The organism is Clostridium sp. AF36-4, assembly GCF_003435975.1.
Taxonomy (GTDB): Bacteria; Bacillota; Clostridia; order Lachnospirales; family Lachnospiraceae; genus Eubacterium_F.
In genome coordinates, this window is record NZ_QTVH01000003.1 from 145,601 (window position 1) to 172,398 (window position 26,798).

At 40.3% G+C, this 26,798-nt stretch carries 25 protein-coding genes and 1 pseudogene; 4 read left to right on the forward strand and 22 right to left on the reverse strand.

From position 1 onward, the window contains the following. Window positions 1-35: 35 nt before the first annotated feature. Both DW005_RS02815 and DW005_RS02820 read right to left on the reverse strand, forming a co-directional pair. On the reverse strand, window positions 36-635 hold the full coding sequence (locus DW005_RS02815) for a YitT family protein (protein WP_117478070.1): 600 nt from the start codon (window positions 633-635) through the stop codon (window positions 36-38). Between the two features lie 437 nt (window positions 636-1,072). After that, the gene (locus tag DW005_RS02820; protein WP_117478071.1) at window positions 1,073-1,948 is read right to left on the reverse strand and encodes a helix-turn-helix transcriptional regulator; all 876 of its coding nucleotides are present in this window, start codon (window positions 1,946-1,948) and stop codon (window positions 1,073-1,075) included. Between the two features lie 417 nt (window positions 1,949-2,365). Here DW005_RS02820 and DW005_RS02830 point away from each other — a divergent pair, with 417 nt between their 5' ends. After that, window positions 2,366-2,593 (forward strand): DUF6061 family protein, encoded by a 228-nt coding sequence (locus DW005_RS02830; protein ID WP_008119346.1) that lies wholly within the window; start codon window positions 2,366-2,368, stop codon window positions 2,591-2,593. Between the two features lie 108 nt (window positions 2,594-2,701). Here DW005_RS02830 and DW005_RS02835 read toward each other — a convergent pair whose 3' ends face one another. After that, entirely contained in the window at window positions 2,702-5,500 is a 2,799-nt protein-coding gene (locus DW005_RS02835; protein ID WP_117478072.1) for a chitobiase/beta-hexosaminidase C-terminal domain-containing protein, read from the reverse strand. Between the two features lie 273 nt (window positions 5,501-5,773). Continuing rightward, the gene (locus tag DW005_RS02840) at window positions 5,774-6,061 is read right to left on the reverse strand and encodes a hypothetical protein (protein WP_207658723.1); all 288 of its coding nucleotides are present in this window, start codon (window positions 6,059-6,061) and stop codon (window positions 5,774-5,776) included. A gap of 187 nt (window positions 6,062-6,248) precedes the next feature. Between DW005_RS02840 and DW005_RS02845 the strand changes: the two genes are divergently transcribed. Further along, entirely contained in the window at window positions 6,249-6,968 is a 720-nt protein-coding gene (locus DW005_RS02845) for a DUF6062 family protein (RefSeq protein WP_117478073.1), read from the forward strand. On the opposite strand, the gene DW005_RS02850 is transcribed toward DW005_RS02845, so the two are convergent. From DW005_RS02850 to DW005_RS02875, 6 genes are all read right to left on the reverse strand, one after another. Further along, a complete protein-coding gene (locus DW005_RS02850; protein ID WP_022376896.1) occupies window positions 6,969-7,814 on the reverse strand; it encodes a DUF2225 domain-containing protein in 846 nt (281 codons plus the stop codon). 26 nt (window positions 7,815-7,840) lie between these two features. After that, window positions 7,841-9,502 (reverse strand): glutamine--tRNA ligase/YqeY domain fusion protein, encoded by a 1,662-nt coding sequence (locus DW005_RS02855; protein WP_117478113.1) that lies wholly within the window; start codon window positions 9,500-9,502, stop codon window positions 7,841-7,843. A 73-nt stretch (window positions 9,503-9,575) separates the two neighbouring features. After that, on the reverse strand, window positions 9,576-10,064 hold the full coding sequence (locus DW005_RS02860; protein ID WP_181974921.1) for a cell wall hydrolase: 489 nt from the start codon (window positions 10,062-10,064) through the stop codon (window positions 9,576-9,578). Between the two features lie 184 nt (window positions 10,065-10,248). Further along, the gene (hisA, locus tag DW005_RS02865; RefSeq protein ID WP_117478075.1) at window positions 10,249-11,022 is read right to left on the reverse strand and encodes a phosphoribosylformimino-5-aminoimidazole carboxamide ribotide isomerase; all 774 of its coding nucleotides are present in this window, start codon (window positions 11,020-11,022) and stop codon (window positions 10,249-10,251) included. 15 nt (window positions 11,023-11,037) lie between these two features. After that, a complete protein-coding gene (thrC, locus tag DW005_RS02870; protein WP_117478076.1) occupies window positions 11,038-12,522 on the reverse strand; it encodes a threonine synthase in 1,485 nt (494 codons plus the stop codon). Between the two features lie 99 nt (window positions 12,523-12,621). Next, a complete protein-coding gene (locus tag DW005_RS02875; protein WP_117478077.1) occupies window positions 12,622-13,266 on the reverse strand; it encodes a cell wall hydrolase in 645 nt (214 codons plus the stop codon). Between the two features lie 142 nt (window positions 13,267-13,408). Between DW005_RS02875 and DW005_RS02880 the strand changes: the two genes are divergently transcribed. Next, window positions 13,409-14,203 carry a hypothetical protein gene (locus DW005_RS02880; RefSeq protein ID WP_117478078.1) on the forward strand — a complete coding sequence of 265 codons (795 nt, stop codon included), beginning with the start codon at window positions 13,409-13,411 and terminating at the stop codon, window positions 14,201-14,203. On the opposite strand, the gene DW005_RS02885 is transcribed toward DW005_RS02880, so the two are convergent. The 6 genes and pseudogenes from DW005_RS02885 to DW005_RS14115 all read right to left on the reverse strand — a co-directional run. Further along, window positions 14,187-14,516 carry a DUF6142 family protein gene (locus DW005_RS02885; RefSeq protein WP_022376889.1) on the reverse strand — a complete coding sequence of 110 codons (330 nt, stop codon included), beginning with the start codon at window positions 14,514-14,516 and terminating at the stop codon, window positions 14,187-14,189. The genes DW005_RS02880 and DW005_RS02885 overlap by 17 nt on opposite strands. 13 nt (window positions 14,517-14,529) lie before the next feature. Continuing rightward, entirely contained in the window at window positions 14,530-15,015 is a 486-nt protein-coding gene (locus DW005_RS02890; protein WP_117478079.1) for a VanZ family protein, read from the reverse strand. 33 nt (window positions 15,016-15,048) lie between these two features. Beyond that, on the reverse strand, window positions 15,049-17,487 hold the full coding sequence (gene pheT / locus DW005_RS02895; protein ID WP_117478080.1) for a phenylalanine--tRNA ligase subunit beta: 2,439 nt from the start codon (window positions 17,485-17,487) through the stop codon (window positions 15,049-15,051). A gap of 12 nt (window positions 17,488-17,499) precedes the next feature. Beyond that, window positions 17,500-18,519, reverse strand: a complete 1,020-nt coding sequence (gene pheS / locus DW005_RS02900; RefSeq protein ID WP_117478081.1) for a phenylalanine--tRNA ligase subunit alpha — start codon at window positions 18,517-18,519, stop codon at window positions 17,500-17,502. Window positions 18,520-18,661: 142 nt separating this feature from the next. Then, a complete protein-coding gene (locus DW005_RS13745) occupies window positions 18,662-18,829 on the reverse strand; it encodes a hypothetical protein (RefSeq protein WP_022376885.1) in 168 nt (55 codons plus the stop codon). Between the two features lie 810 nt (window positions 18,830-19,639). Next, window positions 19,640-20,326 (reverse strand): annotated as a pseudogene (locus DW005_RS14115) (glycoside hydrolase family 11 protein); the annotation flags it as partial. A gap of 189 nt (window positions 20,327-20,515) precedes the next feature. Between DW005_RS14115 and DW005_RS02910 the strand changes: the two are divergent. Next, complete coding sequence (locus DW005_RS02910) at window positions 20,516-21,397, forward strand: YihY/virulence factor BrkB family protein (RefSeq protein ID WP_117478083.1); 882 nt, start codon at window positions 20,516-20,518, stop codon at window positions 21,395-21,397. Here DW005_RS02910 and DW005_RS02915 read toward each other — a convergent pair. The 6 genes from DW005_RS02915 to DW005_RS02940 form a co-directional block, all read right to left on the reverse strand. Further along, on the reverse strand, window positions 21,348-23,129 hold the full coding sequence (locus DW005_RS02915) for a SpoIID/LytB domain-containing protein (protein WP_181974922.1): 1,782 nt from the start codon (window positions 23,127-23,129) through the stop codon (window positions 21,348-21,350). The genes DW005_RS02910 and DW005_RS02915 overlap by 50 nt on opposite strands. A gap of 50 nt (window positions 23,130-23,179) precedes the next feature. After that, entirely contained in the window at window positions 23,180-24,154 is a 975-nt protein-coding gene (locus DW005_RS02920) for a beta-ketoacyl-ACP synthase III (RefSeq protein WP_117478085.1), read from the reverse strand. A 122-nt stretch (window positions 24,155-24,276) separates the two neighbouring features. Next, the gene (locus DW005_RS02925; RefSeq protein ID WP_117478086.1) at window positions 24,277-24,804 is read right to left on the reverse strand and encodes a hypothetical protein; all 528 of its coding nucleotides are present in this window, start codon (window positions 24,802-24,804) and stop codon (window positions 24,277-24,279) included. After that, window positions 24,795-25,460: a DnaJ domain-containing protein gene (locus DW005_RS02930; RefSeq protein ID WP_347461375.1), complete on the reverse strand. Its 666-nt coding sequence runs from the start codon at window positions 25,458-25,460 to the stop codon at window positions 24,795-24,797. Before DW005_RS02930 ends, DW005_RS02925 begins: the two co-directional genes overlap by 10 nt. Further along, window positions 25,457-26,272 carry a DUF5685 family protein gene (locus DW005_RS02935; RefSeq protein ID WP_117478088.1) on the reverse strand — a complete coding sequence of 272 codons (816 nt, stop codon included), beginning with the start codon at window positions 26,270-26,272 and terminating at the stop codon, window positions 25,457-25,459. The genes DW005_RS02930 and DW005_RS02935 overlap by 4 nt, the downstream gene beginning before the upstream one ends. Window positions 26,273-26,326: 54 nt before the next feature. Next, on the reverse strand, window positions 26,327-26,734 hold the full coding sequence (locus tag DW005_RS02940) for a hypothetical protein (protein ID WP_117478089.1): 408 nt from the start codon (window positions 26,732-26,734) through the stop codon (window positions 26,327-26,329). Window positions 26,735-26,798 lie beyond the last annotated feature (64 nt).

Consider the following 26,798-nt stretch of genomic DNA (forward strand, 5'->3'; position numbering starts at 1 on the left):
AATTTACTTTTCCCTCATTATAACACAATCGTGATTCAGATATTAAACACTTTTTTTGTCTTTGATACTGTAAACTGAATAACCGGTCCCGACAGAATAATTGTCAAAATAGTACATAACCCAAACTTTCCGCCAAGAATAACTCCAATAACAACCATCACAATATCAAGTATCATTCGCACAGCTTTTACCTGCCAGCCATTCTTATCTGCAAGCGAAAATGTCAATGCCTCATAAGAACCACGCCCTAAAGAAGCTGCCGCATAGATTCCCGTTCCCATTGCAAAAAGGATTATACCCAATAACATGATAAGTGCATTTACCCACAAATGCGCACTGTACACATGTATATTTGCAAATAAATCAACACAAAAGCTATATACAATCTGATATAAAATTGTACCAATATGTATCTGTGATCTGTCGTAGGAAAATGCAAATGTAATCATAATTATGGCTACAATCATAGATGCCATACCTATACTTACATGAAAAGTTTCAGAAATACCCTGCCACAAAACGGCAAGAGTTGCACCACCAAACCCAGCATATAAGGCAAGCGTGATTCCATATGCCGCCACCACGGAACCAACCACTATTATAATTATTTTCTTTATCCATTCTAATCTGCTCATTGCCATAACCCCTTTCTGCTTTTGGCACAGCAATTCTTATATTTATAATTTCCCAATAAAATTAAAAGACTATAGACACACTGTTATGTTCAGAAACAGTAAAATCTATAGTCTTCATCCATGCCGAGACAAGCTCTTTATCAATTTAGGTATAATAATAAATATATTATTCTTTTTTGTCAAGATTATATATTTTGGTGTTACAAACTTGAAGTTATCTATTTCATTAAGCCACCATGAAATTTCTAACTACCTCCAAAATCATCGTATACCAACGCAGAATCTAAGCCAATATATTGCTAGTTGCAATTATGCTACTTATATTATACATAAACACCATCTTAACGTCTTAATTTTCGAATATTCGGATTGACATTTTTTCTACCATATTGTATTATCTATTCATAAAAGAAATGGGTTTTGTGCCAAGTAAAGCCTTATGGCTCCAACGGGGTGCTCGTTTCTTTTTTTATATCTAGAATATCATACAAATACATTTTTCCATCGTTTGCATGCCTTATTATCAAAGATGCATGAAATACGTTATATCTTTCAATATCTTCATTATCACCATATACCGGTAATGCAAAATAAGTATCATATCTATACCAGCCATTCCTTGCACTCCAGTTATGTTTCCCCTTATTATTTTCTCTAAAATATCTGCCTGTTGAAATTTCTATCATTTCAGGAATTCCCTGTGTTGCATTCGCTTTAGCCTTTGCAACTGCTCCGTTCAGCCTTTTGGTATATACTGATCCCGAATATTCACTTGGCAGATCAGATCCGATATATATAACATCGCCAGTAGACGCCACCTTATAAAAGTCACCGACATATTCTTTCAAATACGCCCGCACTTCCTTCCAATTGATGGAACGTTTTCCCTTAAACCGGATATCGTTAATCACCACAATATTATTTCCATCAATGTCCTGAATGACAGAAACATTCCTCTGCTGCGATTGGCTACTATCGTTGATTTGCTTGCAGACATCAAGAAGTGCAAGGTAACTGATCATTCTTTGTCTACTCTCTGTATCTGATCGTCGATACAATTCAATTATATAATTTTCATCTGTTACATAATCTATGTAGGCTGTCTGTTCCGCATTTTCTTCGTCGCAAAGCAATTCCACAAGTGTCATATCTAGTGCCTTGCATATAGACACCAGTTTATCCGCCTGTGGATTAATCTGTTTCTTCCGCCAATCACTAATTGTGCTGGTCGCAATACCAGTTCTTCTGGATAGTTTCGTCTGGCTCATATGTAGTTCTTCAAGTCTCGCAAATATTCTCTCATATATCTTCATGATGCAATATTCTTTCCTCTATCTTTCCATTTCCGATTTTTCGGATATTGTATCATGAATAATCTCTTTTATCAATACTGTAACAGACTTACAAATTCCGATTGAGATTTCACCTATTCTAAGGAATTTAATAACTGTTATATTTTGTTACTAAATTTCTCACGAGCCATTGAAAACACTAAGTTTGTGGTAGGTGAACTTTCCCTTAGACTTTCCCTTGTGTTATATCTTCCCACAGGTTTTTACGAACTCTGATAAGGGAAAAAATAAGGGCACAGAGCAGATGTCCAGTGGACATCTGCTCTGTGCCGACCGAAGCGGCAGCGGAGACAAAGAAAATCATATAACACAAAATAAAACTGACATGGTGAACTGATTGAAATGCTTCAATATTTTTTGATTTTAAGGAGACACAACATGAATACCATTTACGCAGAATACAATATGTATCACAACAGCATTGATATCTACACATCTGCTGGATATATGTTACGCATTGACTGTAATAAGGCAGAGGATGGACTAAAAACTACTCCCTGCTCACAATGTTCGTTAAATGCTCTTGCGATTGATGAGCCACTAGAGTATGTTAAGCTATATCTTGATGGAACTATGCAGATGTGGGTAGATGCAGAAGACGCATAAGAATAACACTCTGCATATACCACCATATATACAGAGGGGATAGCCAGCATTTCTTTCGTGCCAGCTATCCCCTTTACTGAATATATATGCCTTGTCTAAAGGCGCATATTATTCATTATCCTTTTTCTTTCTCATATATAACGTTGCCAGTAATCCTATTAATGACGCTCCTAACAAAGAAATCCATAAAGTCAGATGACTATTATCTCCTGTCTGTGGGGCAGTTATATGGTGATTATCACCTGTCTGACTTCCGCTATCATCATTTTTGTTTTTGTCATCATCTTTTGGTGTTTCGCTACCGGAATCATTCTTACTTACTGTAAAGTTTGTACTGGCCGAACCATCTGTCCATACAATTTCAAATGTATGTGTTCCTATAGAAAGTGTCTTCAGGTAGTCTGTCGTTAAGGTAATAATTGTAGAGCCTTCCTTTGCGGTATAATTCTTAGCATCAATAGTGTTTCCATCTATTTTTACACCAACAAACTTGGAAAAATCACCATTTCCTCTGATTGTAATAGTTTCCTCAGTATTCTGCTTCCAATCACTGTTTGCGCCATCCAAAATCTTGTAAGATACAGGGGTTGGAATCGCTTCATAATTTGCTTTCACACTTACTGCTCCTGCTGGCATTACAAATGTTGTTGTGTCACTTGTGCTGCTTGCAAGTGTTATATTTCCACTCTCTATCGTCCACTCCTTAAAACGCTGTCCATTTGGTGCTGTGTTTGCAGTAATCGTTACTGTAGAGCCTTGTGCATAATTTCCTGAACCACTTCCATTCGTTACGGTCACCTCATATTTCGGTACCGGAATCTGAATGGTATAGGTAAATGTCTCTACACTGCTATTCTGCATTCTGTCCTTTACTGCAATTGCTTTGATGGTAGTTGTAATACTCTGTCCTTCTGTTCCTGTTACCGCTATCGGTGCTGTGTACTGTGCTGTTGTTCCGGCAGGTACACCACCGGTAATTGTTGGTTCACTTCCATCGGTAGTATAATAAATCGTTGCTCCTTCTGTGGAAGAAGTAAGTGTTACCGACTGATTCTCTGTATAGGTTCCTGCTGCCAAATTTACTGTCGGAGCACCAACAATGCCTGCCGCACTGATGGTGATGGTAATGGTTGTGGTAAGCGGAATTCCATTATCATCAATACTGTCAGGACATGTTACCGTTCCAGTTAAGATTACGGTCTGCTCGGTTAATTCAGACGGTTCATAGCTTCCGCCTGCCGGTGTAGTGGTGTTCCATGTGACCGATGCACTACTTACCGTATTACCCTCTGTCACAATATTTACCTGCTCCGGCAGATTCATGTCACTATAAGCAGTTCCGTTCGCTACGGTTATCGCCTGTGGTGTCGTGATACTTATCAATCTATCCTTTGCTGTGGCAGGAAAATCATATGTTACCGTAAGTGTTCCGTCCGTATTCTTTGTAATGCTTGTTGCGTTATTACCTGATACGGTAGCTGTCGTGGAATCAATAAATTCGTAGCCTGTAGTTGCTGTAAGTGTAATACTTGCCGTGTAGCTTGTATTGTAACCTGCTGTGGTATCACTTGATGTCCATGTAATCTGTGGTGTGGTGCTACTTACACCTGTGGTTGCACATGATGCTTCGGTGTCCAATGCAGTATTTGACACCGGAGTTTCAATATCTGTAATTGCTACTGAATGAATTATTTTAATTGTTGTCTCAGTTGCATTGACCGCATAAGTCAGATTTTCCGTACTGTCTGTAGCTTCCAGCCAGATTTTGCAGGCTGATAAATCGATTGATGCCGGTGTATTTGATTCTGCCACAATATCAGATACGTTCACAACATCTGTTCCTGTAATCTTCTTGCTGTAATACCAGTTATTTGTTCCGTCATTGCCCTGCACGACAAGTGCCACGGTTTGTGAGGTAGCACCCTTCACCGCCTTAATATCACCTGTTGTGGTGTTATATGTTGCTGTACCAATATCCTTACCTGTTCCGTCCAGTCTTAAAGTCATCGCCGTACCGTCTGCGATTGTTCTTGCCTCTGCTTTATCAGATGATGCTGCTGTCGCAGCAGATGCGAAGAGCACAGATGACAGATTCAGATTGGAAGCGGGCTGAACTGCGAACTTGGTGCTGACAATGCTGCCGTAGACATACTTGCCCGGATAAGCGACCCACGCAATGTTATCACTACTATCGAGGTCGCTAGGCGAGCGCAGCCAGAATAACTCTCCGCTTCTCCAGTAACTACTCTCGGCAAGTACTGTATTGTTATCACTTCCTACTTTTATGGTTGTATAGGGAAAACCGGCACCATCTGCCGTCAGTGCATACAGCTTGTCTGTGGTGGTATAGATTGTACTATTCAGTATGTCATTTGTTGTCACTGTGGTAGGATTCATCAAGCCCTGCTCTGCTGTGGTGAAGTAAGATGTATTCGTAGCCATATTCTTCAACGCCACTCGAAGTTCACTTGCTCCGTAGTGGTTTTGATATACATCTGATGGATTGGTTTCATATACTCCAAAACTTGAAGCAAAAGTCTTCTTGTTGGAATCATCATCCTCAAACGCCTGCTTTCTTGCTATCGGACTTGCGGCAAAGATGATGGTATTATCTCCTGATACGCCGGTATCCCTTCCTAAGATGTACCATTCCTGCGCAACGCTACTGCTATTTTTACCAAATACCAGCTTGCCGATGGTCGTAGCATCACCATTAGAATCCGGATTAAATGCGGTCATTAACTGGTCCTTCGTGGCATATGCTGTCACACTTGGTTCTGTTCCGGAACCGGTTGCAGCCTGCACCGTATTTGCTCCGCCAGACATAGCAGGAACCAGTCCTGCCACCATAGCAAGGGAAAGAACAAACGCCATGCCTTTCTTAAAATTATGCTTTAATTTTTTCATCTGAATCCTCCTTTGATTTCGTAAATATAGTATTGGAACAGATACGTTTTCTTAATTTCCATGTATGACCATGCTTTAAATTCAAATCAAATTATCCCCCTTATCAGACAGAAAAAAAGGCGCAGTCAGAGTGCTGTGCTGTGCTGTGCTGTGCTGTGCTGTGCTGTTAAGATTATCTCTCTGACCGCCATGCCTGTCTACCTCCGTTGCAATATTTCTATAATATTCAGAATAGCAGAAATGTCAGGATTTATCAATCATTTTAATCTGATATTATAGTAATATCGGCTGGATTGGTGTTTCTGCATTGTCATTGGATTTCTTCCAGTCATCAACTTCCTGCTGATACTCTGCATAAGCATTTTGAGATTCCTTGTAGCTTAGATAAAATTCATTCATGTTCTCAATAGCAGAAGTATTATCTGTGTTATCTACCACTATATTGCTTGCAAAATCTGTTTTTTCGGCATTCGTAACATCTGTATGCAGTATCTTATTCCGAATAGCTCTGGCTGCTTCAAGCATCTTCGATATCAGCAGTACAAGCTCCGTAATCGCCATATTAAGTATCAATGCTAATCTTTGAGGTTTGTTCCCATATATTTTAATCGACCTTTTTATCGGTTCTGTGATATGTTCCCTTTTTATCTGTAAAATATCATCCATAGGAACATTGCTTATGATTGCCCTGTCAATCTCCCAATTTCATGTTATAATAAAACAAAAAATTAAAGGAGCAATGACAACCATGCCAGAAATATTATACGAAATCCCAGTCAACGACATTTTTGACCGCCCGTGCGAGTGCCCGGTCTGTGCCATGAAAAAAAAGCTTGATGATGACGAAGTTGCCTTTGCCATGGGTCCTAGCTATATGGAAGATGACATCCGGCTGACCACCGATAAAATCGGATTCTGCGCCCACCATATGCAGATGATGTATGATTTTGAAAACCGCCTCGGTCTCGGTCTGATTCTAAATACCCATATGCAAAACATCATAAAGAATGTCGAAACACTGCAAAAAAAGAAACGGAACGGCTCCAAACGCTTATTTGCGAAGGATACCGGTTCCGCTCTCTCCGATTATATCAAACAGACTACAAGTTCCTGTTTTATTTGTGACCGTATAAAAAATACTTTCAAACGGTATTTAGTGACCACTTTATATCTGTACGAGAAAGATTCCGATTTCCGTAAGAAATTTAAAAACAGCAAAGGATTCTGTCTCGAACACTATGGTATGCTTTATGACCTTGCACCTTCTCACTTGAGCGGGCAGGTACTTGTCGATTTCACAAGCGATTTAAATGAAATCTTCCTTACAAACTTTAAGCGCGTGCAGGAAGACGTCTCATGGTTTGTCGACAAACACGACTACCGCAACAAAGAGGCCTCTTGGAAAAACTCAAAAGACTCTCTCCCACGTGCTATGACAAAAGTAAACAGTATCTTATCGGAAAATTGATTACTCCGCTTTGCCTTGAAGTTTCTCCTTCAGGGCAAACGCTTTGTCCTTAATACGGCGCTGGGCATTTCTTGCCACTAACACCTTTGAAACATAGCGTTTTGCTTCATCATTTTTACCAATACGTCTTGCCAGTTCTGCGAGCAGATACATCATTGTATACTGGTCCATGCCACACATTGGGAAATCTTCTTTGGAAAATGCTGCTTCAAAGCCATCATAGGCATTCGAGAGCAATTCCTTTTCTTCGTTAATCAGCTCTGTAACTTCTTCTTTTTTGTAATCGCCCTGCATCAAAAGTTCGCGCTTGCCACGGCAGAGCCATGCCATCTTCAGACAGGTGTAAGCACGCTCACTGCTCTTACCGTTTTTCACAACGGTATTCAAAAGTGCCATCTTATGTCTTGTCAGCGCATCATCATATGTGTAAATCTTTCCTGCTTCCGGCTGATAATGGAAGTTCGCAGAAATTTTTTCCTTGATGTTTTTCGCCTGGCTAGACATCACAAAATTAAAATAGCGGTTCAGTGCTGCATAACCACATTTTGGACAAAGAATCGCATCATACTTCAAGGAATCGACTCCCATATAACGCGGACGCAAATCCGAATCGGCACCAACCAAACGCACCTTACCGGTTCTTACCATACGACTCTTAAACTCATGGTCACATACCGGGCAGGTGTAACTCTTGTCAAAAAGCAGGTCTTCTTCGTTTGTTTCTTTTTTGGCATCCTGTTTTGCCGCTTCCTGCTTTTTCTTCTCGCTGTCGCTTTCCTGATACACATCTACTTTTTCAACATTTTTAAAACCTAAATCCTCCAACCCTGCAAAAATATTAGACATCGTCATCCCCCGTTTCCATCTAAATTTTATTTATTGGGACGATAAGAGCTCTTCAACGATACAATGCGATTAAACACCATATGCTCTGCCGTCGTATCCTTTGTATCCACACAGAAGAAACCAGTTCTCATAAACTGGAACTTATCCCCTGGTTTTGCCTCTTTCAGTGCCGGTTCCATATAGCACTCTTTCAAAATTGTCAAGGAATTTGGATTTACATTTATGGAACCATCTTCATTGTAAACCCCTTTTTCTTCGTCAACAATATTTTCATATAAACGTACTTCTGCTTTTGCCGCTGTATCCGCAGCTACCCAGTGAATTGTTCCTTTCACTTTGCGGCCGGTAAAGCCGGAACCGGATTTAGTCTCCGGGTCATACGTTGCATGAACAACCGTTACATTTCCATCTTCATCGGTTTCGTAACCGGTACAAGTCACAAAATAAGCACTCATCAGACGTACTTCATTGCCCGGGAACAGACGGAAATACTTGCGAGGAGGATCAATCTTGAAATCCTCTCTCTCAATATACAACTCTCTTCCAAATGGCACCTTACGTGTACCAAGTTCCGGATTCTCCTGATTATTCGGAACATCCAAATATTCAATCTTTCCTTCTTCGTAATTATCAATCACAAGTTTAACCGGGTCTAACACTGCCATCATTCGTGGCTGAGACATTTTCAAATCCTCGCGGATGCAGTACTCTAACATTGCAGAATCCACGGAACTGTTTGATTTGGAAACACCACAAAGCTCCATAAACTTGCGAATGGAAGAAGCCGTATATCCTCTTCTTCTAAGAGCAGTAATCGTAACCAGTCTTGGGTCATCCCAACCGTCTACAATACCATCTTCTACCAGTTTTTTGATATAACGTTTACCGGTTACCACATTGGTCAGATACATTTTTGCAAATTCAATCTGGCGTGGCGGCACCTCAAACTCACATTCTTTTACAACCCAGTCATAAAGCGGACGATGATCCTCAAACTCCAGTGTACAAATCGAATGGGTAACACCCTCAATCGCATCCTCAATCGGATGAGCAAAATCATACATCGGATAAATGCACCACTTATCTCCTGTATTGTGATGGTGTAAATGTGCTACACGGTAAATAACCGGGTCTCTCATGTTAATGTTCGGCGAGGACATATCAATCTTTGCACGAAGCACACGGGAGCCATCTTCAAACTCACCATTTTTCATTCCCTCAAACAGAGAAAGGTTTTCTTCTACCGAACGGTTTCGGTAAGGACTGTCTTTGCCGGGCTCTTTTAACGTACCGCGGTACTCTCTAATTTCTTCTGCTGACAAATCACAGACATATGCTTTTCCTTTGCGAATCAGTTTCAATGCACATTCATACATGTCATCAAAATAATTCGATGCAAAATATACCGGTGGTTTTTCGCCACAAATCCACTCCACATCTTTGCTGATGGAGTCCACAAATTCTTCTTTTTCTTTCTGTGGATTCGTATCGTCAAAACGAAGGTTAAAGGTTCCGCCATATTCCTTTGCCAATCCCTGATTCAACAAAATCGATTTGGCATGTCCAATATGCAGATAACCATTTGGCTCCGGTGGAAAACGCGTAACCACTTTATCATACACGCCCTCCTGCAAATCCTTATCTATTTCATTTTCAATAAAATTTCTTGAAATCACTTCTTCATTCATCTCTGGCATAAAAAAAAGCCTCCTTTGCGTATCTCTCTAAATAATAACACAAAGAGGCTTTTTAGACAAGATTTTATTTGAAATCGTGTCCGCCGATGCGAAGTTTTGCATGAGACAGACGCTGACTGAAAAAGTGATACTTACTCATCTTAATTTCTTTGCCTTTATAAGTAACACATTTTTCGCCTTCTAAAGCAATTTTTGCCGCCTGCACACATTTGGCACGGGCACCGGATTTATATTTGCCCTGGCTGTATTTTTTCATTTCCTTCTGCCATTTACCGGTACGAACCGGAGTAAACTGTCCGCGCTGTTTGAGAACACCCTGAATCGAGTTTGGAAAAACACCGGATTTTTTACGATTCATCACAACAATTCCTACCGCTGTCTTTCCTGCTTTGCTCTGGTTCCCTGCCTCACAGAAAATAATCGCAGACATCATTTTTAATTCCTTGCTTGTATAACTTTTTTTCTCAGCAGCCTGTGAAGGTGTTGCCCCGATTAAGATTCCCATCAACGCAAAAACCGCCATCATTCGTACTACTAAAGTTTTCAAAAACATGTTTACACTCCTAACATTTTTATTGGTTACAAAATTGTTATCGACTTGCATCGTTTTCGTAACATTTATGTAACAATTGTAACATACTATAACAAAAAATCAACCCTAAATACAAAAAAACCGCCTTCCAAATGCTGGAATCAACGGTTTTTGGTTTGTTTTTACGAAAACTTTTATAATTTATTTAATTATATTTTGTAACAATTGTGTCGAATTTGAGCGAACCACCAAACAAATCGAGGGCACTTCCAATCGTATAATTGACTCTGTTTTTTCCTGTTTTTTGAATTATTTCGATGTCCTCATAACTGCCAATGCCGCCGGCATATGTAATCGGAATTTCACTTTCTTTAGCAAGAATTTTTAACAAATCCTCATCTACACCCGTGCCGGTTCCCTCAACATTTACAGCATGCACTAAAAACTCATCACAATACGAATGAAGTTTTTCCATCAGTGCTTCATCCAGACACTGATTAGTAAATTTCTGCCACCGGTCGGTTACAATATAATAAGAATCTCCTTTTTTCCGGCAGCTCAAATCTAAAACCACATGCTCTTTTCCCACCGCTTTCACTAATTGCTCCAGACGGTCAAAACGAATCTCTCCACCCGCAAAAACATACGATGTAACAATGACATGGCTTGCGCCAAAATTCAAAAAAGAAGCGGCATTTTCCGCATGGATTCCACCACCTACCTGAAGGGCCCCCTGCCACGCTAAAAGAGCTCCCTTTGCCTGCATAAGGTCTGCTTCATAATAAGGACTGTCCGCCGCATTTAACAAAATAATATGTCCGCCGCGAAGCCCCTTTTCACGATACAAGGCGGCATAATCTGCCGCCTGCATCTCCGAAACAAAATTCTCTTTTGCAAAATCTTTCTCATCTTTTAAACTTCCACCGACAATCTGCTTTACCTTACCATTATGAATATCGATGCATGGTCGAAATTCCATCCTTTTATCCTCTCTTTACAGTCCAAGAATCTTTTCTACGGTCATCTGCATCTCACTCTTGTCGCATACAATATCATGACGAATCGGTGCAGTGCGGATTTCCTCAATTGCTTCCGGAATCTTCACACCGGAAAGAGCATTTAACTCATCTACCAGTTCAAAATCAGTCATGCTGTCATATTTTTCTTTGTCAATGGCATCCATAACACTGCGGGTAAACTTGTATGGGCTTGCCGTAGAAGCAATTACTGTCTTTAAGCCGGCATCCTTTGCCTTGTCATAATAAACACAGGAAGCAACCGACGTATGTGTATCCATGATATAACCGGCTTTATCAAACACCTTCTTAATGTTTGCTGCAGTTTCAGCTTCTGAAGCATAACCACCAACAAAGCAGGATAATTTCTCCATCATTTCCTTGGTAATCGTATATTCACCATTGCTTGAAAGTGCATCCATAAACACTTTTGTCTGTGCTGCATCCTCACCGGTAATGCGGTAAATCAAACGCTCTAAGTTGCTTGAAATCAAAATATCCATCGACGGAGAAGATGTCAAAATAAATTCTCTCTTTCTGTCATAAGTCCCTGACTGGAAGAAGTCAAACAATACTTTGTTCTCATTCGATGCGCAGTACAAAGTCTCAATCGGAAGCCCCATATTTTTTGCATAGAAAGCTGCCAATATATTACCAAAGTTTCCGGTTGGAACAACTACGTTCATCTTCTCACCGCAGGTAATTTCACCTTGTTTGAGAAGCTGACCATACGCATATACGTAGTAAACAATCTGTGGTACCAAACGTCCAATGTTAATAGAATTGGCAGAGGAAAACTGATATCCTTTTGCATTCATGCGCTCTGCTAAATTTTTTGAGTGGAACATCTCTTTTACGCCGGTCTGGGCATCATCAAAGTTTCCGATAATTCCTACTACATTTGTGTTTTCTCCTTTTTGTGTCAGCATCTGTTTCTCCTGAATCGGGCTGACACCGTTTTTCGGATAGAACACAATAATACTTGTTCCCGGAACATCCGCAAAACCAGCCAGTGCAGCTTTTCCTGTATCACCGGATGTTGCAGTCAAAATAACAATTTCATTTTTAACACCATTTTTCTTTGCTGCCGTTGTCATCAAATATGGCAGAATCGAAAGTGCCATATCTTTAAAGGCGATTGTCTTTCCATGGAACAATTCCAGATAATAAGCGCCATCTTTTTTAACAAGCGGAGCAATTTCCTTGGTGTCGAATTTATCATCATAGGCACCATTAATACAATGCTTTAATTCTTCCTCGGTAAAATCTGAAAGAAACAGCTTCATAACTTCATAAGCGGTTTCCTGATATGTCATATCAGCAAGTTTTTCAAGCGGTACTTCAAGTGCAGGAATCGAATCCGGCACAAATAATCCACCGTCGTCTGCAAGCCCTTTTAAGATTGCCTGCGATGCTGTCACTTTGTCACTATTGCTTCTTGTACTCTTGTACATGATACTCATAATCTCTCCGTCCTTTTCTCTAAACTCATTTCGGTAAAACAAAACTAAACATAGAATACCATGAAATGTCAATTTATACAAGACTGCAAATTACGTGTTTTAGCGAAAAAATTCGTGACAGCCGTATTCGCATATTTTGGTGAGTTCTCTGTCAAACCAGCTGACATTGGAAGAATCAGAGCCGGCGCGGTACATAAAATACAATGCTCCGTTTGTATTATCTTTTTCCTTTAACGCCTTTTCTACCGCTTTTTTTGTCCGTGCTGACACCTTTACGCGGTAGTAGCTGCCGTTTGACACCGGCGAGAACTGACGGCTGGCAAAAACGATTTCACGCACAGAGTTCGGAAATTTTTCGGATTTCATACGGTTTAATATCACATTTGCTACCATCTGACGTCCCTTGATTGTCTGGTCGCCGGATTCTGCCTCCACAATCCTCTCTAAAATCCTTCTCGCCCCATGCTCCAGATTCACCCGGTATCTCACAATTGTTTTTACCGTGCGTCTCTGCTTTTCATCTTCCTGTGCATTCATACGTCTTTCATCCATATCTGTTTCTGTGACGCCCTGATAACAAAACTGATTATTTTCCACCAGTGCTGCCATCTTCTCTGATGACTTTCGCACCAAAGTTATATCTTTCTTTACCTGCTTATTCTGATTCTGTGGATACCAGCCAATGGAAAGGGCCGAAACCAACAGACAATAAACGAAAAACAATATTTTCTTCTTTTTAATCATTTTCCTTTCCTCCTAGTATCAAATATATGTTGTTATTACATAATTATTACAATTTTGTTACGTTTTTATTCACAATATTGCAATAATTCAAAAAATCGCATACAATGATAGCAGATTTTAAACATAGGAAAGGAGCATCCGTATGCTGCCCGGTGTATATCAAGCGAAAAAAAAAGACAACACCATATATTTTCGAAGTTCGATTACCTACAGTGGAAAGCATATCAGCCTTGGCAGCTTTGACACGGAAGAAAAGGCACACGAAGCTTACCTTTACGCCGGCAGACTGCTCGCAGGAAAGGAAATAACGCTGACTTCATATAAAAAGGAAAATCCGGTGCTCTCCTTTTCCAAATGGGTTAGTTTAATTAATTTTCGGGATAATGGTATTTATATTAAGACACCGATTTATTTGTTCCAGAAATATTTTCATTATTATTTTTCGCCGGAAAATTATCTGATTTTTGATACGGACGATTTATTTTATTACTCCACCCGCACCATAAGCCGCCGCGGAGGACATCTTTTTGTTGCCGATTACGGAATGCAGGTGAATATTTTATCCCGCTATGGCATTAAAAATTACGCCGTAGCCGGACGTGATTATCTGTTTGCCAACGGAAACACAAGAGATTTCCGCTATGAAAATCTTGTAATTATCAACCGCTATCACGGCGTATGCCAAAAAACAAAACAGGGGCAGATTTATTATGAAACAAAAATTCACTGGAACGGTGATTTTTTAGTTGGACGCTATGAAAATGAAATAGAAGCTGCCATTGCCTATAACAAAGCAGCTTCCACTCTTTTAAGAAAAGGATATCTGAAAGATTATCCGGTTAATTATATTGAAGAACTTTCCGATTCGGAATACCGCTCCCGCTATCAGGTAGTGGATATTTCCGACAAAATCAAAGTTCTTAAATCGCTCCTTTAATAAACAGCACCATAAACAAAAGAATCATAATACCATTCAGCACTGAGCCAACCGCCGGTGTCACATGGTAAATATCTTCTTCTTTGTTGCAGCGAACCGCAAGCACAAATCCAATGATACTAAGTACCATCGTTGCAAGACCGAGCGCACCAATTTCCATTCCTGCCCTGCCTTTTGCATGTCCGGACACAATGCAGAGTGTCAAGAGAATAATAATCGAAAGGACACCCAGTACCACCGAAATAATTCCATGTTTCGGATGTTTCTTATCACTAAAACGTATTCTTTTCCGATTTCCAAAACGTACTTCCATATTCGGTCTCCTTTCACTTTCTTCCGAGTGCACGAATGATTTTTTTTGAAAGATAATAACAAATATACCCCCAAATAACACCAAACGTATTTAGACACAAATCATCGACATCAAAACATCCCACTTTTGTCACGAGCTGGATGGTTTCCACGACAAGACTGAAGGCAAATCCAAGGAACGTAACAAACAGTCCGCTTCTAAAATAATGCCCTTTAAAATGAACACCTTTTCGCTGTTCTCTGTATAGTACCGGGACCAGAAAGCCAAATGGCATAAATACCACAACATTTCCTAATAGATTAATAGCAAAGTATACCATGCCAATCTGCTCCCTGTACATCAGATACCGTTTAATTTCCCGAAACAACTCCAGATTGTACTGATAGGTCGTATACGGCTCATTGCGTCCATATTCCTCACTAAAAAAGAGAAAATAGACCAATAAAATCATGTAACAGATAAAGCATACCGTTAATAAATTGCTTATGAACCGTTTCATCTTTTCCTCCTAAAAACACAACCAAAATCTATCTTACTGTCTTAAAGCTACTCCTAAGTTTTCCAGTTTCTTTAAGATTTTATCCATGACAGCCGATACATCTTTATCCTCTAGCGTACGGTCTTTGGCACGGAAACGAATGGAATATGCCAGTGATTTTTCATCTTTTCCAACATTTTCCCCTTCGTAAATATCAAACAAATGATAATCTTCAAGCAGCTTTCCACCGCTCTTTCGGATTACTTCCTCGATTTGTCCTGCTAATACTGTCTTTTTCATAACGAGAGAAATATCACGTGTTACTGCCGGGAATTTAGCAACGCCCTGATATTTGATATCAAAGTTTGCTTTTTCAGCTAATTTTGCAACATCCAGTACAGCAACATATGTCTTTGTTCCCAGATTATAATTATCTGCCACTTCCGGATGTACTTCCCCCAGATAGCCAAGGACTTCTCTATCCATCATTATATCCGCTTTTCTTCCAGGATGCAAATAGGAATGTTCTCCTTTCGGCTCATAAGTAACACCTGTTGTAATACCAAGTCTGTCAAGAATTGCTTCCACACAGCCTTTCATATCAAAGAAATCGCCCTGTCCGTACATACCAAGTGCTAACATCATTTTTTCTTCCGGCAGTTTGGTAAGCGGAAGGGATTCCGGCAGATATACATTTGCCATTTCATACAAACGCACATCTTTGTTGCGGTGATTATAGTTTGTCGAAAGCGAGGTAAGCATACCGTTTAACGGTGTTGTACGCATGATACTGTAATCCACTCCAAGCGGATTGGAAATTTCAATTGCCTTGCGAAGCTCATCCCCTTTTGGAATCAGCAGTTTATCAAATGCTTTCGGGCTTTCAAAAGAATAAGTCATTCCTTCCGAAAAACCATACGACTCAATCACATTACGAATCATATTGCAAATGCTTGTCTGGTAGGAAACACCGCCCTGTGTTGCCTCACCGCTTGGAAGCGTTGTAGGAATCTTATCATAACCATAAAATCTTGCTACTTCCTCTGCCAAATCGGCAAGGCGCAGAATATCCTGACGCCAAGTTGGAACATGAACACATTTCTTTGCCTTATCCGGTACAAGATCAACCATTTCCCAATATTTACACATCTCATCTTCGGAAACATCAATACCAAGTAATGCGTTGATTTTACCAACATCATAAGCCACATCAATCGGCTCTTTTTTCTCCGGATAAACGTCCACACAGCCACCGACAACTTCACCGGCACCTAATTCTTCAATCAACTGACAGGCACGGTTCATCGCTTCCATCGTAGTATTCGGGTCTAAGCCTTTTTCAAATTTTGCCTGTGCGTCGGTTCGCATACCGATTTTTTTACCGGAAAGACGAATGTTTGTACCGTCAAAGCAGGCAGCCTCAAACAGCATCGTCTTTACATCGTCCGTAATTTTGGAATTTTCACCACCCATGATTCCGGCAAGTCCAACGGATTTTTCACCATCACAAATCATAAGAATGGAAGAATCCAGTTCTCTCTCCTGACCATCGAGTGTCTGGAATTTCTCACCGGCTTCTGCTCTCTTTACTACGATTTTATGACCGGCAATTGTATCTAAGTCATACGCATGCATCGGCTGCGCATATTCCTGCATTACATAGTTTGTAATATCTACGATATTGTTAATCGGACGGATTCCGCTTGCTGCCAGTCTGCGCTGCATCCACTCTGGCGATGGTTCAATCTTAATATTCTTTACCACGCGCGCCACATAACGGGAACACAAATCCGGCGCCTGAATTTCAACGGAAATGTAATCCTCTGTCTTTTCATCATTTCCACTCTCTGTTAGAACCGGCGGAACAAATGGTTTTCGAAATGTAGCTGCTGCTTCTCTTGCAATACCAAGAACACCAAAGCAGTCCACACGGTTACTTGTTACTTCATATTCAAAATCAGCATCACGAAGGCCAAGTAAGGCAATCGCATCACTGCCAACCGGTGCATCTTTATATTCCGGATTATCACTGAGAATATAAATACCATCCTCTGCTGCATCCGGATAAAAATCAGTTGAAGAACCAAGTTCCTCAATCGAGCACATCATGCCGTTACTTTCCACGCCACGCAGTTTTCCTTTTTTGATTTTTACGCCACCGGCAACTTTTTTGCCATCATGACCGCCGGCAACACGGCCACCATCTAAAACAACCGGCACTTTCTGTCCTTCTTTTACATTGGAAGCACCTGTTACAATCTGCGTTGTTGTTCCTTCCTCATCAATTGCCACCTGGCAGACAACCAGTTTATCCGCATCCGGGTGTTTTTCAATTTTCTCAATTTTACCTACAATAATTTTGTCCAAATCTGCATCGAATTTTTCATATCCTTCGACCTTTGTTCCGGACATCGTCATCGCATCCATATATTCCTGCTCTGTACAGGTAAGTTCCGGTACATAAGCTTTAATCCATGATAATGGTGTATTCATTCTTAAACCTCCTTAAAACTGTTCCAAAAATCTCTTGTCATTTTCATACAAAAGGCGCATGTCATCAATCTCATATTTTAAGAGGGCAATACGCTCTAAGCCGACACCAAAGGCAAATCCTGTGTATTCTTCCGGATCAATACCACTCATCTCAAATACATGTGGATGAACCATACCGCATCCTAAAATCTCAATCCAGCCCTCACCTTTACAGAAACGACAGCCCTTACCGCCGCATTTGAAACAGGTTACATCCATTTCTGCACTTGGCTCAGTAAATGGAAAATGATGCGGACGGAATTTTACTTTGGTATCTTCTCCAAACAATTTCTTTGCAAACTGTTCCAGTGTACCTTTCAAATCAGCAAAGGTAATGTTTTTGTCAATAACAAGTCCTTCAATCTGATGGAATGATGGAGAATGTGTTGCATCGACATCATCACTTCTAAATACTCGTCCCGGTGAAATCATACGAATCGGTAACTTCCCTTTTTCCATCTCGTGTACCTGAACGGAAGAAGTCTGGGTACGAAGTACAATTTTATCATTAATATAGAAAGTATCCTGCTCATCTTTTGCCGGATGATTTGCCGGAATGTTAAGTGCTTCAAAGTTATAGTAGTCATACTCTACTTCCGGACCTTCGACAACCTCATAACCCATGCCGATAAAGATTTTTTCGACTTCTTCTAAGGCAATCGTGTTTGGATGACGGTGACCCATCTTTCGCTCACGGCCGGGCAAAGTTACATCGATTACTTCGGCTTTCATTTTTTCCTCGCGAAGTTTGCGCTCAAAAGCAGCTTTCTTTTCCTCTAAACTGCTCTCGATTTTTGCCCGTGCCTCATTCACCATCTGACCAACTTTTGGACGGTCTTCCGGTGCCACATCCTTCATGGACTTAAGAACACCAGTAAGTTCTCCTTTCTTTCCCAAAAAGGCAACCCGGATTTCATTTAATTTATCGAGTTCCCCCGACTGCTCAATTTGAGACATCGCATTGCTTAAAATATGCTCCAATTTTTCTTTCATGATAATCTCCTTTCCTGAAAGATTTCTTTTCTTGTAATTAAAAAAGCCCCTTACAGAGATTTCTCTGCAAGGGACGAATCAACTCGCGGTACCACCCAAATTCTTATCAAAATGATAAGCACTCATAATACGATAACGGATATCAGCCGTCACTTTCTACTTTTGTCTTTTGACCGTTCAAAAGCAAGACTCCGGTGCGAAATTCAACTGCTAACGGAACCTGACAGAACTTACAGCCGATGATTCTGTCTCTCTGAAGGAAATTAACAGTCTGTCTGGCAAATACCAACACCTTCTGCGTCATTTTCATAATGAAACCTTTTACACTTTAGCATATATGGTTGTTCTCTGTCAAGTGTTCGATGGAAGGGTTTTAGTTTTTAGTTTCCGTAATTTAGTAAGAAAAGTTTACATCCTGTGGGTACAAATCTTTTCTTGCTAAATTACTGGAATTCTAAAAACTGGCAACGATTGCTTGGCACAGGCTACTGCTTTAACAAGTCAGTTAGATGGGTTTTCAATCAAAAAAAATTCAACTGAAAAGTTTTGCACTGAGTGGGTTTTGAGTGCGTCGGCAGGTGGCACCGGTAGTTTCAGTGCCCCTGCTGTTACGCACTCAACGAGCGAGAGCGCCCACGAAGTGCAAACTTTTCAGTCGAATTATTTCATTAAAAACTACATCTTATTTGATTGTCAAATAGTCAATATAACCATCCCATGTACCATCGTCACTTGTCACAACGAGTTTTACCTCTTGATTGCCAAGTCCGTGTGTTACATTTTTAATCGTATATTCTGCCGGATAACTTCCGCCATAGTAGAACGTTCCTTTTTTCTGACCGCCTACAAATAAGTCTACTTGCGCCATCTTTGAGTTGTTTGAACAGCCACGCAATGTAAAGTCATGTGTTCCGTATCCAAAATACTGCGTATATGAACAGGAATCATTGTTTCCATACAAGGCAACACCATTAAATGGAGAGCTGATTTTACTTGCATATGAGCCGCCCAGTGTCATGTCCTCACACTGTACCGTGAGCCCATTCCATGTACTGCTGCTTCCACCGGAAGTATTTCCTCCTGAGCTGCTTCCACCAGTACTTCCACCGGATGTACTTCCCCCAATCGTCAGATTGTTTTTGTAAACATCCGCATAACCGCTGCTCTGGTAACCTTCTACATTCAAAGCTACTTCATAGAGTTTACCCATCGGCATGCCAAGGCTTTCCCATTTTTTAAAGTGTTCTGTCACCGAAATGGTTCCGCTTGTACGTTTGCTTGTACGTACACTCCAGTACTGTTTGAATGTTGTGTTACCGTCAATTGACGGTTGATTGTAACGAGTTGTTTCATATACATCATACGTTCCGCCATCGACTGTAATCTGTCCTTTGGAAGAAGCTCCAGGCGGACGCCAGGTTCCCCAACTGTCTACGATGTAATATTCAACCAACGGGTTTCTGGACCAGCCATATACACAAAGGTAAGAATTTCCTTTTGGCTGGTAGTAACATCCATAATCAATGGAAATGTTACCAATCTGGGAATATGTTTTTGTGCAGTCAAAGGTTTTTCCTTTGCGGAACAACGCATTCCCAATGTTGTCCCACCAGCAGCTGAAGTTTCCACCACCGTTTAAGGTCATGCTTGTATCGCCATAATCCTTCCACAATGCGTAATCATAACCGTCTTCAACGCCGGTCTTTTCGTTGTAGATCGTCGTAGCTGCCTGAGCTGATACGGAAGGAATCATCATTCCGATGCATAAAAGCAATGCTACAACACCCATAAGTTTGTTTCGTTGCATTTGGCAACCTCCTTTCTCTGACATAAAAATACCACATTTTGGCTATAATGTAAATACTATATTTGTTGATTTTTTATAGTTTTTTGGTTATATGACTATTAGTTTTTGTGCAAATTGCATGCATTTTATGTTGATTTTTCCCCGAGAATTGCATATACTTAGCACAGCAAAGAAGAAAGGAGTCATTCGATGGAAACAAATAACCTTTATATCTGGTCCATAAAAAATATTAAAAGCAATCGCATTTCCATTCATGCGGCACAGGTTGCTTTTTTTATCATGGTGTCCTTTTTTCCTTTTTTAATGTTTTTTATTACCTTGTTAAAGCATACTCCCATCAGTGAAGCGGTTCTTCTTGCCTCCGTACAGAAGGTCATTCCTGCCAGTTTAAGTTCCCTTATTTCAACTTGGCTGAATGAATCGTTTGAGGCATCTACGACCATTCTTTCTGCTACCGTTATTTCCGCATTATGGGCCGGTTCAAAAGGGTTTGCCAGTATTGCCTATGAATTGGAAGCAATATATAGTGATGGATTGGATAAACACCGTTCTTTTTTTTCAAGACGTTTTCATTCCATCTTAGATACCGTTTTGTTTACAATTATGATTATTATCAGCTTAGTTCTTCTTGTTTTTGGCAACCAGATTATCCAGTTGATTAATCACTTTCTGCCGTTTATGCAGCACATGACATTACTTTTGTTTTTGCTGCGCTCGGCATTTTCTCTGTTACTGTTTACGATTTATTTCGCCTTTTTGTACTATTTTATACCGGGCCGCCATGCGTTGTTTAGGGAAGAACTTCCGGGTGCCATCCTGTCTTCCTTTCTCTGGATTTCGTTCTCGTATCTGTATTCTTTTTATGTGGATACCTGGGGCACGATTTCATCGATTTACGGCAGTTTGACATCCATTGTCTTCTTGATGTTGTGGCTTTATTTCTGCATCACTTTTCTTTTTCTTGGTGCGCTTTTAAACAAATATCTGCAAACCTACCACAGCATTCACCCCATCAATGACCTCAGACGGATTTCTGATATTGTAAAATACTACCTAAAAAGTAAAATTTGAGAATTTCCTCGCACTTTTTTCCCTGAGCTGCCATTTGATTGGCACCGTTCTGGCTCATCCCAACGCCGTGTCCATAACCGCCTCCGGTGAAAATATAAGAATCTCCCTTTTTTTCTATTGTAAAATATCCACTCGGCAGACAACTAAGTCCCGATACCTCTTTTTTATCTTTTCTTAAATAAATTAATTTCTCTCCGCCAAACAAATTTCTTAAATTATATTCTGTGTAAATCCGCAGTGTATTTTTGCTCCCTGTAATTTGCGCCATCACTGCCACACCGCTTTTTCCTCTTTTTAGAATTTCTACTTTTTTGATTTCTCCTAACTCTGTCTGTCCGGTACTGAAAAATGTTCCATCCTTTTGTTTTGTCTGAATCTGTGTCGGATTTTTTTCATACCGGCTTTTTATCTTTTCGGAAATAAATTGCTGCAATTGTTTTTCAGACACGGTTGTCCGCCAGCGATACCATGGCGAATTGGCATCATAACTTTTTGTTTCATCTTTCAAAAATTTAGAAAAATCCGCTTCTTTCTGCAAATCCAGTGTTTTCCTACTATCTCCTAACAACACGCACGGCATAAGATAACTTCTGTCTTTTTTCGCAAACCATACCTCCTTAATCCCGGCAGAAACTCCTGCAGAAACAGAATAAAAATAAGTTTCTGCCACTTGGTTTTCTGCAAAAACAACCTGCCCTTTTGTTTCATTAACCGCTGCGATGGACGCAGCATCCTCACGCAGATTGTTATACACTTGGAATGCCACACTATCGTCGACGTGCGCACCTAAAGCTGCCAGCCTTTTTCCCGCCATCTGCTTGATGGCATAACTTCTGGCGCATACTGCCTGCGCTTTCAATGCCTCCTTTTGATATTCGGTCGGCATTTCACTTGGCACAACACTATATAAATATTCCTCTAATGGCAGCTCATTGATTATATGTAATGCCTTGTCCACTAAATCAATTTCAAAAATGCCCCGGTACTCCGGATGTCCATACTGCTTATTTACACTCTCTACCCGGATTTTACCACCCGTATCCGGTATCACTACAATATGTTCCGTCACGTTTTGTGCCGTCAGTTTTTGCTTTTTTGATGCATCAAAATGTGTCTTCTTCTTTCCGGCAACCACGGTATACCCGGTTGTCGCTGAAAAACAGACATTTGGAAAATCATAGGAATGATTCTTTTCATTTTGCAAAATTACACGAATTTTTGCTGTCTTTTCCGCCCTCTCATAAAGCAGTACCGCGCAGATTTTTCCGGAGGCCGCGACATATTTTGCCTCCGACTCCCCTACCGATAATTCGCTTACTTCACCCGGTGTCACTATGCCATCACTTTTCAGATGATAAACACAAAATTCTGCATCCAATGAAACGAAACCATAATTTTCAATCTGCAGTTTTTTATCCATAATACGCAGAATTTTTCCTTGAATCATATCCGGTTTTTTCCGAAGTTTTACAACTTTTCCCTGCTCTTCAATCAAGTCTGCTACCCCGCTTATTTTTTCTTTGGAAACAGCAGAACGAAGCTGCCACGTTTTTTTCTGCCCGCGCCAGATTCCCTCAACTTTCTGTTGTTTTACATCGGTTATGTACACATTGCGATACTCTTTTTTTGTCTTTACGACACGACTCTCCCGAAAGGACTGAAACAGCCACAATCCGGCCATACAAAAAAACACAATAAAAAATACAATAATTACTCTGCCTGTCCTTCTCAAAATAAAAATCCCCCTTTGCATTATAGTTTATGCAAAGAGGGTTATATATATTACCATTCAATGAGCATTGCGCCCCAAGTTAATCCACCACCAAAGCCTGACAAAATAATTTTATCTCCTCGATCTAATAAATGATTACGGTTTAACTCATCAAGTAATATCGGAATACTTGCAGACGATGTATTTCCATAACGGTCAAGATTCATCGGAAACTTATCAATGTCCACCTTCAGTCGTTTCGCAATCAGTTCCAAAATTCTGACATTTGCCTGATGCAGTACAAAGAATTTAATGTCATCTACATCTGTTTCTGTTTTTTTCAAAATCTGCTTCACACAACGTGGCACCATGGTAACGGCAAACCGGAACACTGCCTGACCATCCATGCGGATATAGTCTTTTTTTCGTTTAGAATTATGAAATGGATTTTGAATTCCACGACCTTTACACGTAAGTACATCACCCTGTGTACCATCTGATCCGGTCACACTGGCAATCAGTCCTCCCACATTAGAATCATCTTTTTGAACAATCGCAGCCCCTGATCCATCACCAAACAAAATGCAGGAACCTCGGTCTGACCAGTCCACCTCTCGAGATAGAGTCTCAGCACCAGCCACAAGAACTGTTTTTGCCATTCCCATTTCAATATAAGCATACGCCGTATTTAAGGCAAATAAAAATCCGGAACACGCAGCATTAATATCAAAGCAAGTTGCCCGTATCGCGCCAATTGCTCCCTGTACCGAACAGGATGTACTTGGCACATACGTATCCGCCGATACCGTGGCTACAATAATCAGATCTAACTCATCGGCTCCTATCCCTGCATTTTCCAGTGCAGCCTCTGCCGCATGAGCAGCCATATAAGTCGTTCCTTCTTTTCCATTCGAGAGATGTCTTTCTTTTATACCGGTTCGCTGTCGAATCCACTCATCATCTGTATCCACGATGGTTGACAAAAAGTTATTATCCGCTACTTTTTTTGGAAGGTAGCTGCCGGTTCCTATAATTCTGACTGACATAACATTTCCCCTTTATCCTAAATTCAAACATTGTATAGTATAAAGCCTTACTACGCCACTTGTCAATCGTAGTCATCAATACTACGTGTTGGCATTTTTCGGACTACTTTTTGTCTTATTCATTAAATTATTGTATGAAACCGCTCATAAAAAATACGTTTAAACACCCGGTACGCGACATCATAAACAAACCATCCGATCACACCGGCAGGAATTAACAGTGGGTAAAAAGCGGTCATTTTCTGCATCACATCTCCAAATAAAAGTTTTGGAAAAAAGAATATCATCGGAACATATATTAAAAGGAATATCATAAGCCTTATTACACAATGAACCCATTCTTTCGGATTCTTTTTTTGCATCAGTAAAAAAATCCCTTCTGATAAAAGTATGTAAGCAGCAAGTGCAAGATATAAAATCACATGCATCTTATCCGGATTCACAAAAAAGTCCAGTGCTGCACAAACAAAATAAAAAAGGATTCCCTCTTTGATTCCAAAGCGAACTACAATAATTCCTAACAGATATGCCGCCAATGCTGTAAAAAACACGGTATTTACAGAAATAACAGTACCAAGCACCGTAAAAACCGTGCTCAGTGCTGCGAATACACCTAATATTGCTATTTTCTTCGTCTTATTTACATGCATGAGCACAAATCTCCTCCCATACATTCACAACAAGAATCAGCAATCCACAAATCACAACAGGGATTGCCGGTTCCGCATGCACTGCCGCCACCGTAGTTTCCATAGCCACCGTAACTGCCGTAGCCGCCATAACCACCGCCAAATGGATTTCCACCAAACGGACTTGCACCGCCTCCACGCTGCAGCTGCTGATAATACTGCTGGTATTCAGGATTAGAAGGGTCTAACTCGACTGCCCTTTTGGCATAATCCATCGCAACCACATTATTTCCCAAGCCAAGGTTTGCATACGAACTGAAATAATACCATCTGGCACTTCTGTTTTCCATACTGTTTAACACGTTAATCGCCTCATTAAAACGACGTGCCCGGATGTAATTCATCGCAGCCATCAAATGCTGGTCTTCTTCGGTATATTCTCCGCCATCACCGTAACCGCCGTAACTTTGATTTGTCTTACCGGAGCGCTCATTAACAATCTGGTTATAAGCTTCTTGTACTTCGCGGAATTTTTCTTCCGCCCAGTTTTTCTGCGATTCATCCGAATAGGAATCCGGATGATATTTCCGGCTTAATGTGCGGTATGCCTTTTTAATCTCGCGATCCGTTGCTCCTCTTGTCACTCCTAATACTGAATATGGGTCTCTTGTCATCATTTCCTCCGTTTCTTTTCATCCGTCACCCAGACACCTTCGTATAAAATATTTCTTAAAATCGGTAAATCCTGTTCCAGTGGTAACTTTTCAAACTCGGCAATTGCCATCCGAAGTGTTCCATCCAGCATTTCTCTTATTGTTTCTTCTAAGTCTTCTTCTCCGATTCGGTTCATAAACGGATTATAGCATCCTTTTTTTTCATCGTCTGCCAAATCCATAAAGGCGTCCATCATATAAATAAATTTACCAAGGTAAAAACCAAAAGCACGTAAAATCTCCTGAAAAGCATCCTCTTTCCAAACAAACAATTCTGCCATCAGACTGCCAAACGGTCTCGCTGCTGCATCAATATCCTGACAATTTTCTTTCTCTAATTCTGCAAGTTCTTTTAGTGCTTTTTCAATTGCCTCAGCTTGTCTTTTATACTTTTTCTCAATCTTTTTCTTTTTTGCAGCAAAAACCTTCATCCCCAAAAAACCGCTTATTTTTCTTTCGTCTTCCCAATCATCTTTTAAGTGGTCATACGTTAAAAGAATGTTCATGTCCGACGCATAAAACGATACTTCATTCTGTATCATATACTGCTTCTTTGCCGGATGAATCAGACAGTGCTTTCTCATTTCTTCCTCTTTTGGTTCATATAAAGAACTCAATAAAATCACAAGAAATGTCATATCATAAGTAAGTGTCATCTGTCCGCGCCTGCCATGGTTTTTCAAAAGTGTATGACACAGTCCGCAGTAATATCCTTTGTATCTGGCAAATTCTCTTATCTTTAATTCCGGTTTATTTGCCGTTACATAACCAAACATCCAGTTTCTCCTATAAACGGTAACAATTCAGACACATAGGAAGTCTCTAACTCATCACGTTTTCTTAATAAATTCAAATCGACATTTCGGACACGAAATCGCAATTTTTCCACGTCCCTTTGGCACACGAATGGTCTGGTGGCACTTCGGGCATCGATATAACTTTTTTGTTCCACTCCGCTCTTTCATACGAAGTCTGCAAAACTTAAAGTAGTTTTTTACCGGGTTCCAGAATTTCAAAAATTTCTGATTTTCTCTCTGGCGGTTCACAATATTTCTCGAAAAGCAGCGGAAGAAATAAAGTACAATCACAAGCATACTGACAAGTGCAAATATCGGTGCCGCCACCGTTCTTATAAAAATCCGCTGTAACACAAATAATAGTAAATACAGGACAAACAAGAAATTTCCAAACTGATCATTTCCATATCTGCCATACATCATCCGTCGAAACCAATTCATATCATCACATCCTTTCACCTGTCCCATATAAAATAAAACATACTAAAGGATACACCTATTTTGT

What these genes read in the sequence shown, in the direction of transcription:
- DW005_RS02815 (WP_117478070.1), bottom strand. Translation starts at nt 635, where the DNA reads ATGAGCAGATTAGAATGGATAAAGAAAATAATTATAATAGTGGTTGGT.
- DW005_RS02820 (WP_117478071.1), bottom strand. Translation starts at nt 1,948, where the DNA reads ATGAAGATATATGAGAGAATATTTGCGAGACTTGAAGAACTACATATG.
- DW005_RS02830 (WP_008119346.1), top strand. Translation starts at nt 2,366, where the DNA reads ATGAATACCATTTACGCAGAATACAATATGTATCACAACAGCATTGAT.
- DW005_RS02835 (WP_117478072.1), bottom strand. Translation starts at nt 5,500, where the DNA reads ATGAAAAAATTAAAGCATAATTTTAAGAAAGGCATGGCGTTTGTTCTT.
- DW005_RS02840 (WP_207658723.1), bottom strand. Translation starts at nt 6,061, where the DNA reads ATGGCGATTACGGAGCTTGTACTGCTGATATCGAAGATGCTTGAAGCA.
- DW005_RS02845 (WP_117478073.1), top strand. Translation starts at nt 6,249, where the DNA reads ATGCCAGAAATATTATACGAAATCCCAGTCAACGACATTTTTGACCGC.
- DW005_RS02850 (WP_022376896.1), bottom strand. Translation starts at nt 7,814, where the DNA reads ATGTCTAATATTTTTGCAGGGTTGGAGGATTTAGGTTTTAAAAATGTT.
- DW005_RS02855 (WP_117478113.1), bottom strand. Translation starts at nt 9,502, where the DNA reads ATGAATGAAGAAGTGATTTCAAGAAATTTTATTGAAAATGAAATAGAT.
- DW005_RS02860 (WP_181974921.1), bottom strand. Translation starts at nt 10,064, where the DNA reads ATGTTTTTGAAAACTTTAGTAGTACGAATGATGGCGGTTTTTGCGTTG.
- hisA (WP_117478075.1), bottom strand. Translation starts at nt 11,022, where the DNA reads ATGGAATTTCGACCATGCATCGATATTCATAATGGTAAGGTAAAGCAG.
- thrC (WP_117478076.1), bottom strand. Translation starts at nt 12,522, where the DNA reads ATGAGTATCATGTACAAGAGTACAAGAAGCAATAGTGACAAAGTGACA.
- DW005_RS02875 (WP_117478077.1), bottom strand. Translation starts at nt 13,266, where the DNA reads ATGATTAAAAAGAAGAAAATATTGTTTTTCGTTTATTGTCTGTTGGTT.
- DW005_RS02880 (WP_117478078.1), top strand. Translation starts at nt 13,409, where the DNA reads ATGCTGCCCGGTGTATATCAAGCGAAAAAAAAAGACAACACCATATAT.
- DW005_RS02885 (WP_022376889.1), bottom strand. Translation starts at nt 14,516, where the DNA reads ATGGAAGTACGTTTTGGAAATCGGAAAAGAATACGTTTTAGTGATAAG.
- DW005_RS02890 (WP_117478079.1), bottom strand. Translation starts at nt 15,015, where the DNA reads ATGAAACGGTTCATAAGCAATTTATTAACGGTATGCTTTATCTGTTAC.
- pheT (WP_117478080.1), bottom strand. Translation starts at nt 17,487, where the DNA reads ATGAATACACCATTATCATGGATTAAAGCTTATGTACCGGAACTTACC.
- pheS (WP_117478081.1), bottom strand. Translation starts at nt 18,519, where the DNA reads ATGAAAGAAAAATTGGAGCATATTTTAAGCAATGCGATGTCTCAAATT.
- DW005_RS13745 (WP_022376885.1), bottom strand. Translation starts at nt 18,829, where the DNA reads ATGAAAATGACGCAGAAGGTGTTGGTATTTGCCAGACAGACTGTTAAT.
- DW005_RS02910 (WP_117478083.1), top strand. Translation starts at nt 20,516, where the DNA reads ATGGAAACAAATAACCTTTATATCTGGTCCATAAAAAATATTAAAAGC.
- DW005_RS02920 (WP_117478085.1), bottom strand. Translation starts at nt 24,154, where the DNA reads ATGTCAGTCAGAATTATAGGAACCGGCAGCTACCTTCCAAAAAAAGTA.
- DW005_RS02925 (WP_117478086.1), bottom strand. Translation starts at nt 24,804, where the DNA reads ATGCATGTAAATAAGACGAAGAAAATAGCAATATTAGGTGTATTCGCA.
- DW005_RS02930 (WP_347461375.1), bottom strand. Translation starts at nt 25,460, where the DNA reads ATGATGACAAGAGACCCATATTCAGTATTAGGAGTGACAAGAGGAGCA.
- DW005_RS02935 (WP_117478088.1), bottom strand. Translation starts at nt 26,272, where the DNA reads ATGTTTGGTTATGTAACGGCAAATAAACCGGAATTAAAGATAAGAGAA.
- DW005_RS02940 (WP_117478089.1), bottom strand. Translation starts at nt 26,734, where the DNA reads ATGAATTGGTTTCGACGGATGATGTATGGCAGATATGGAAATGATCAG.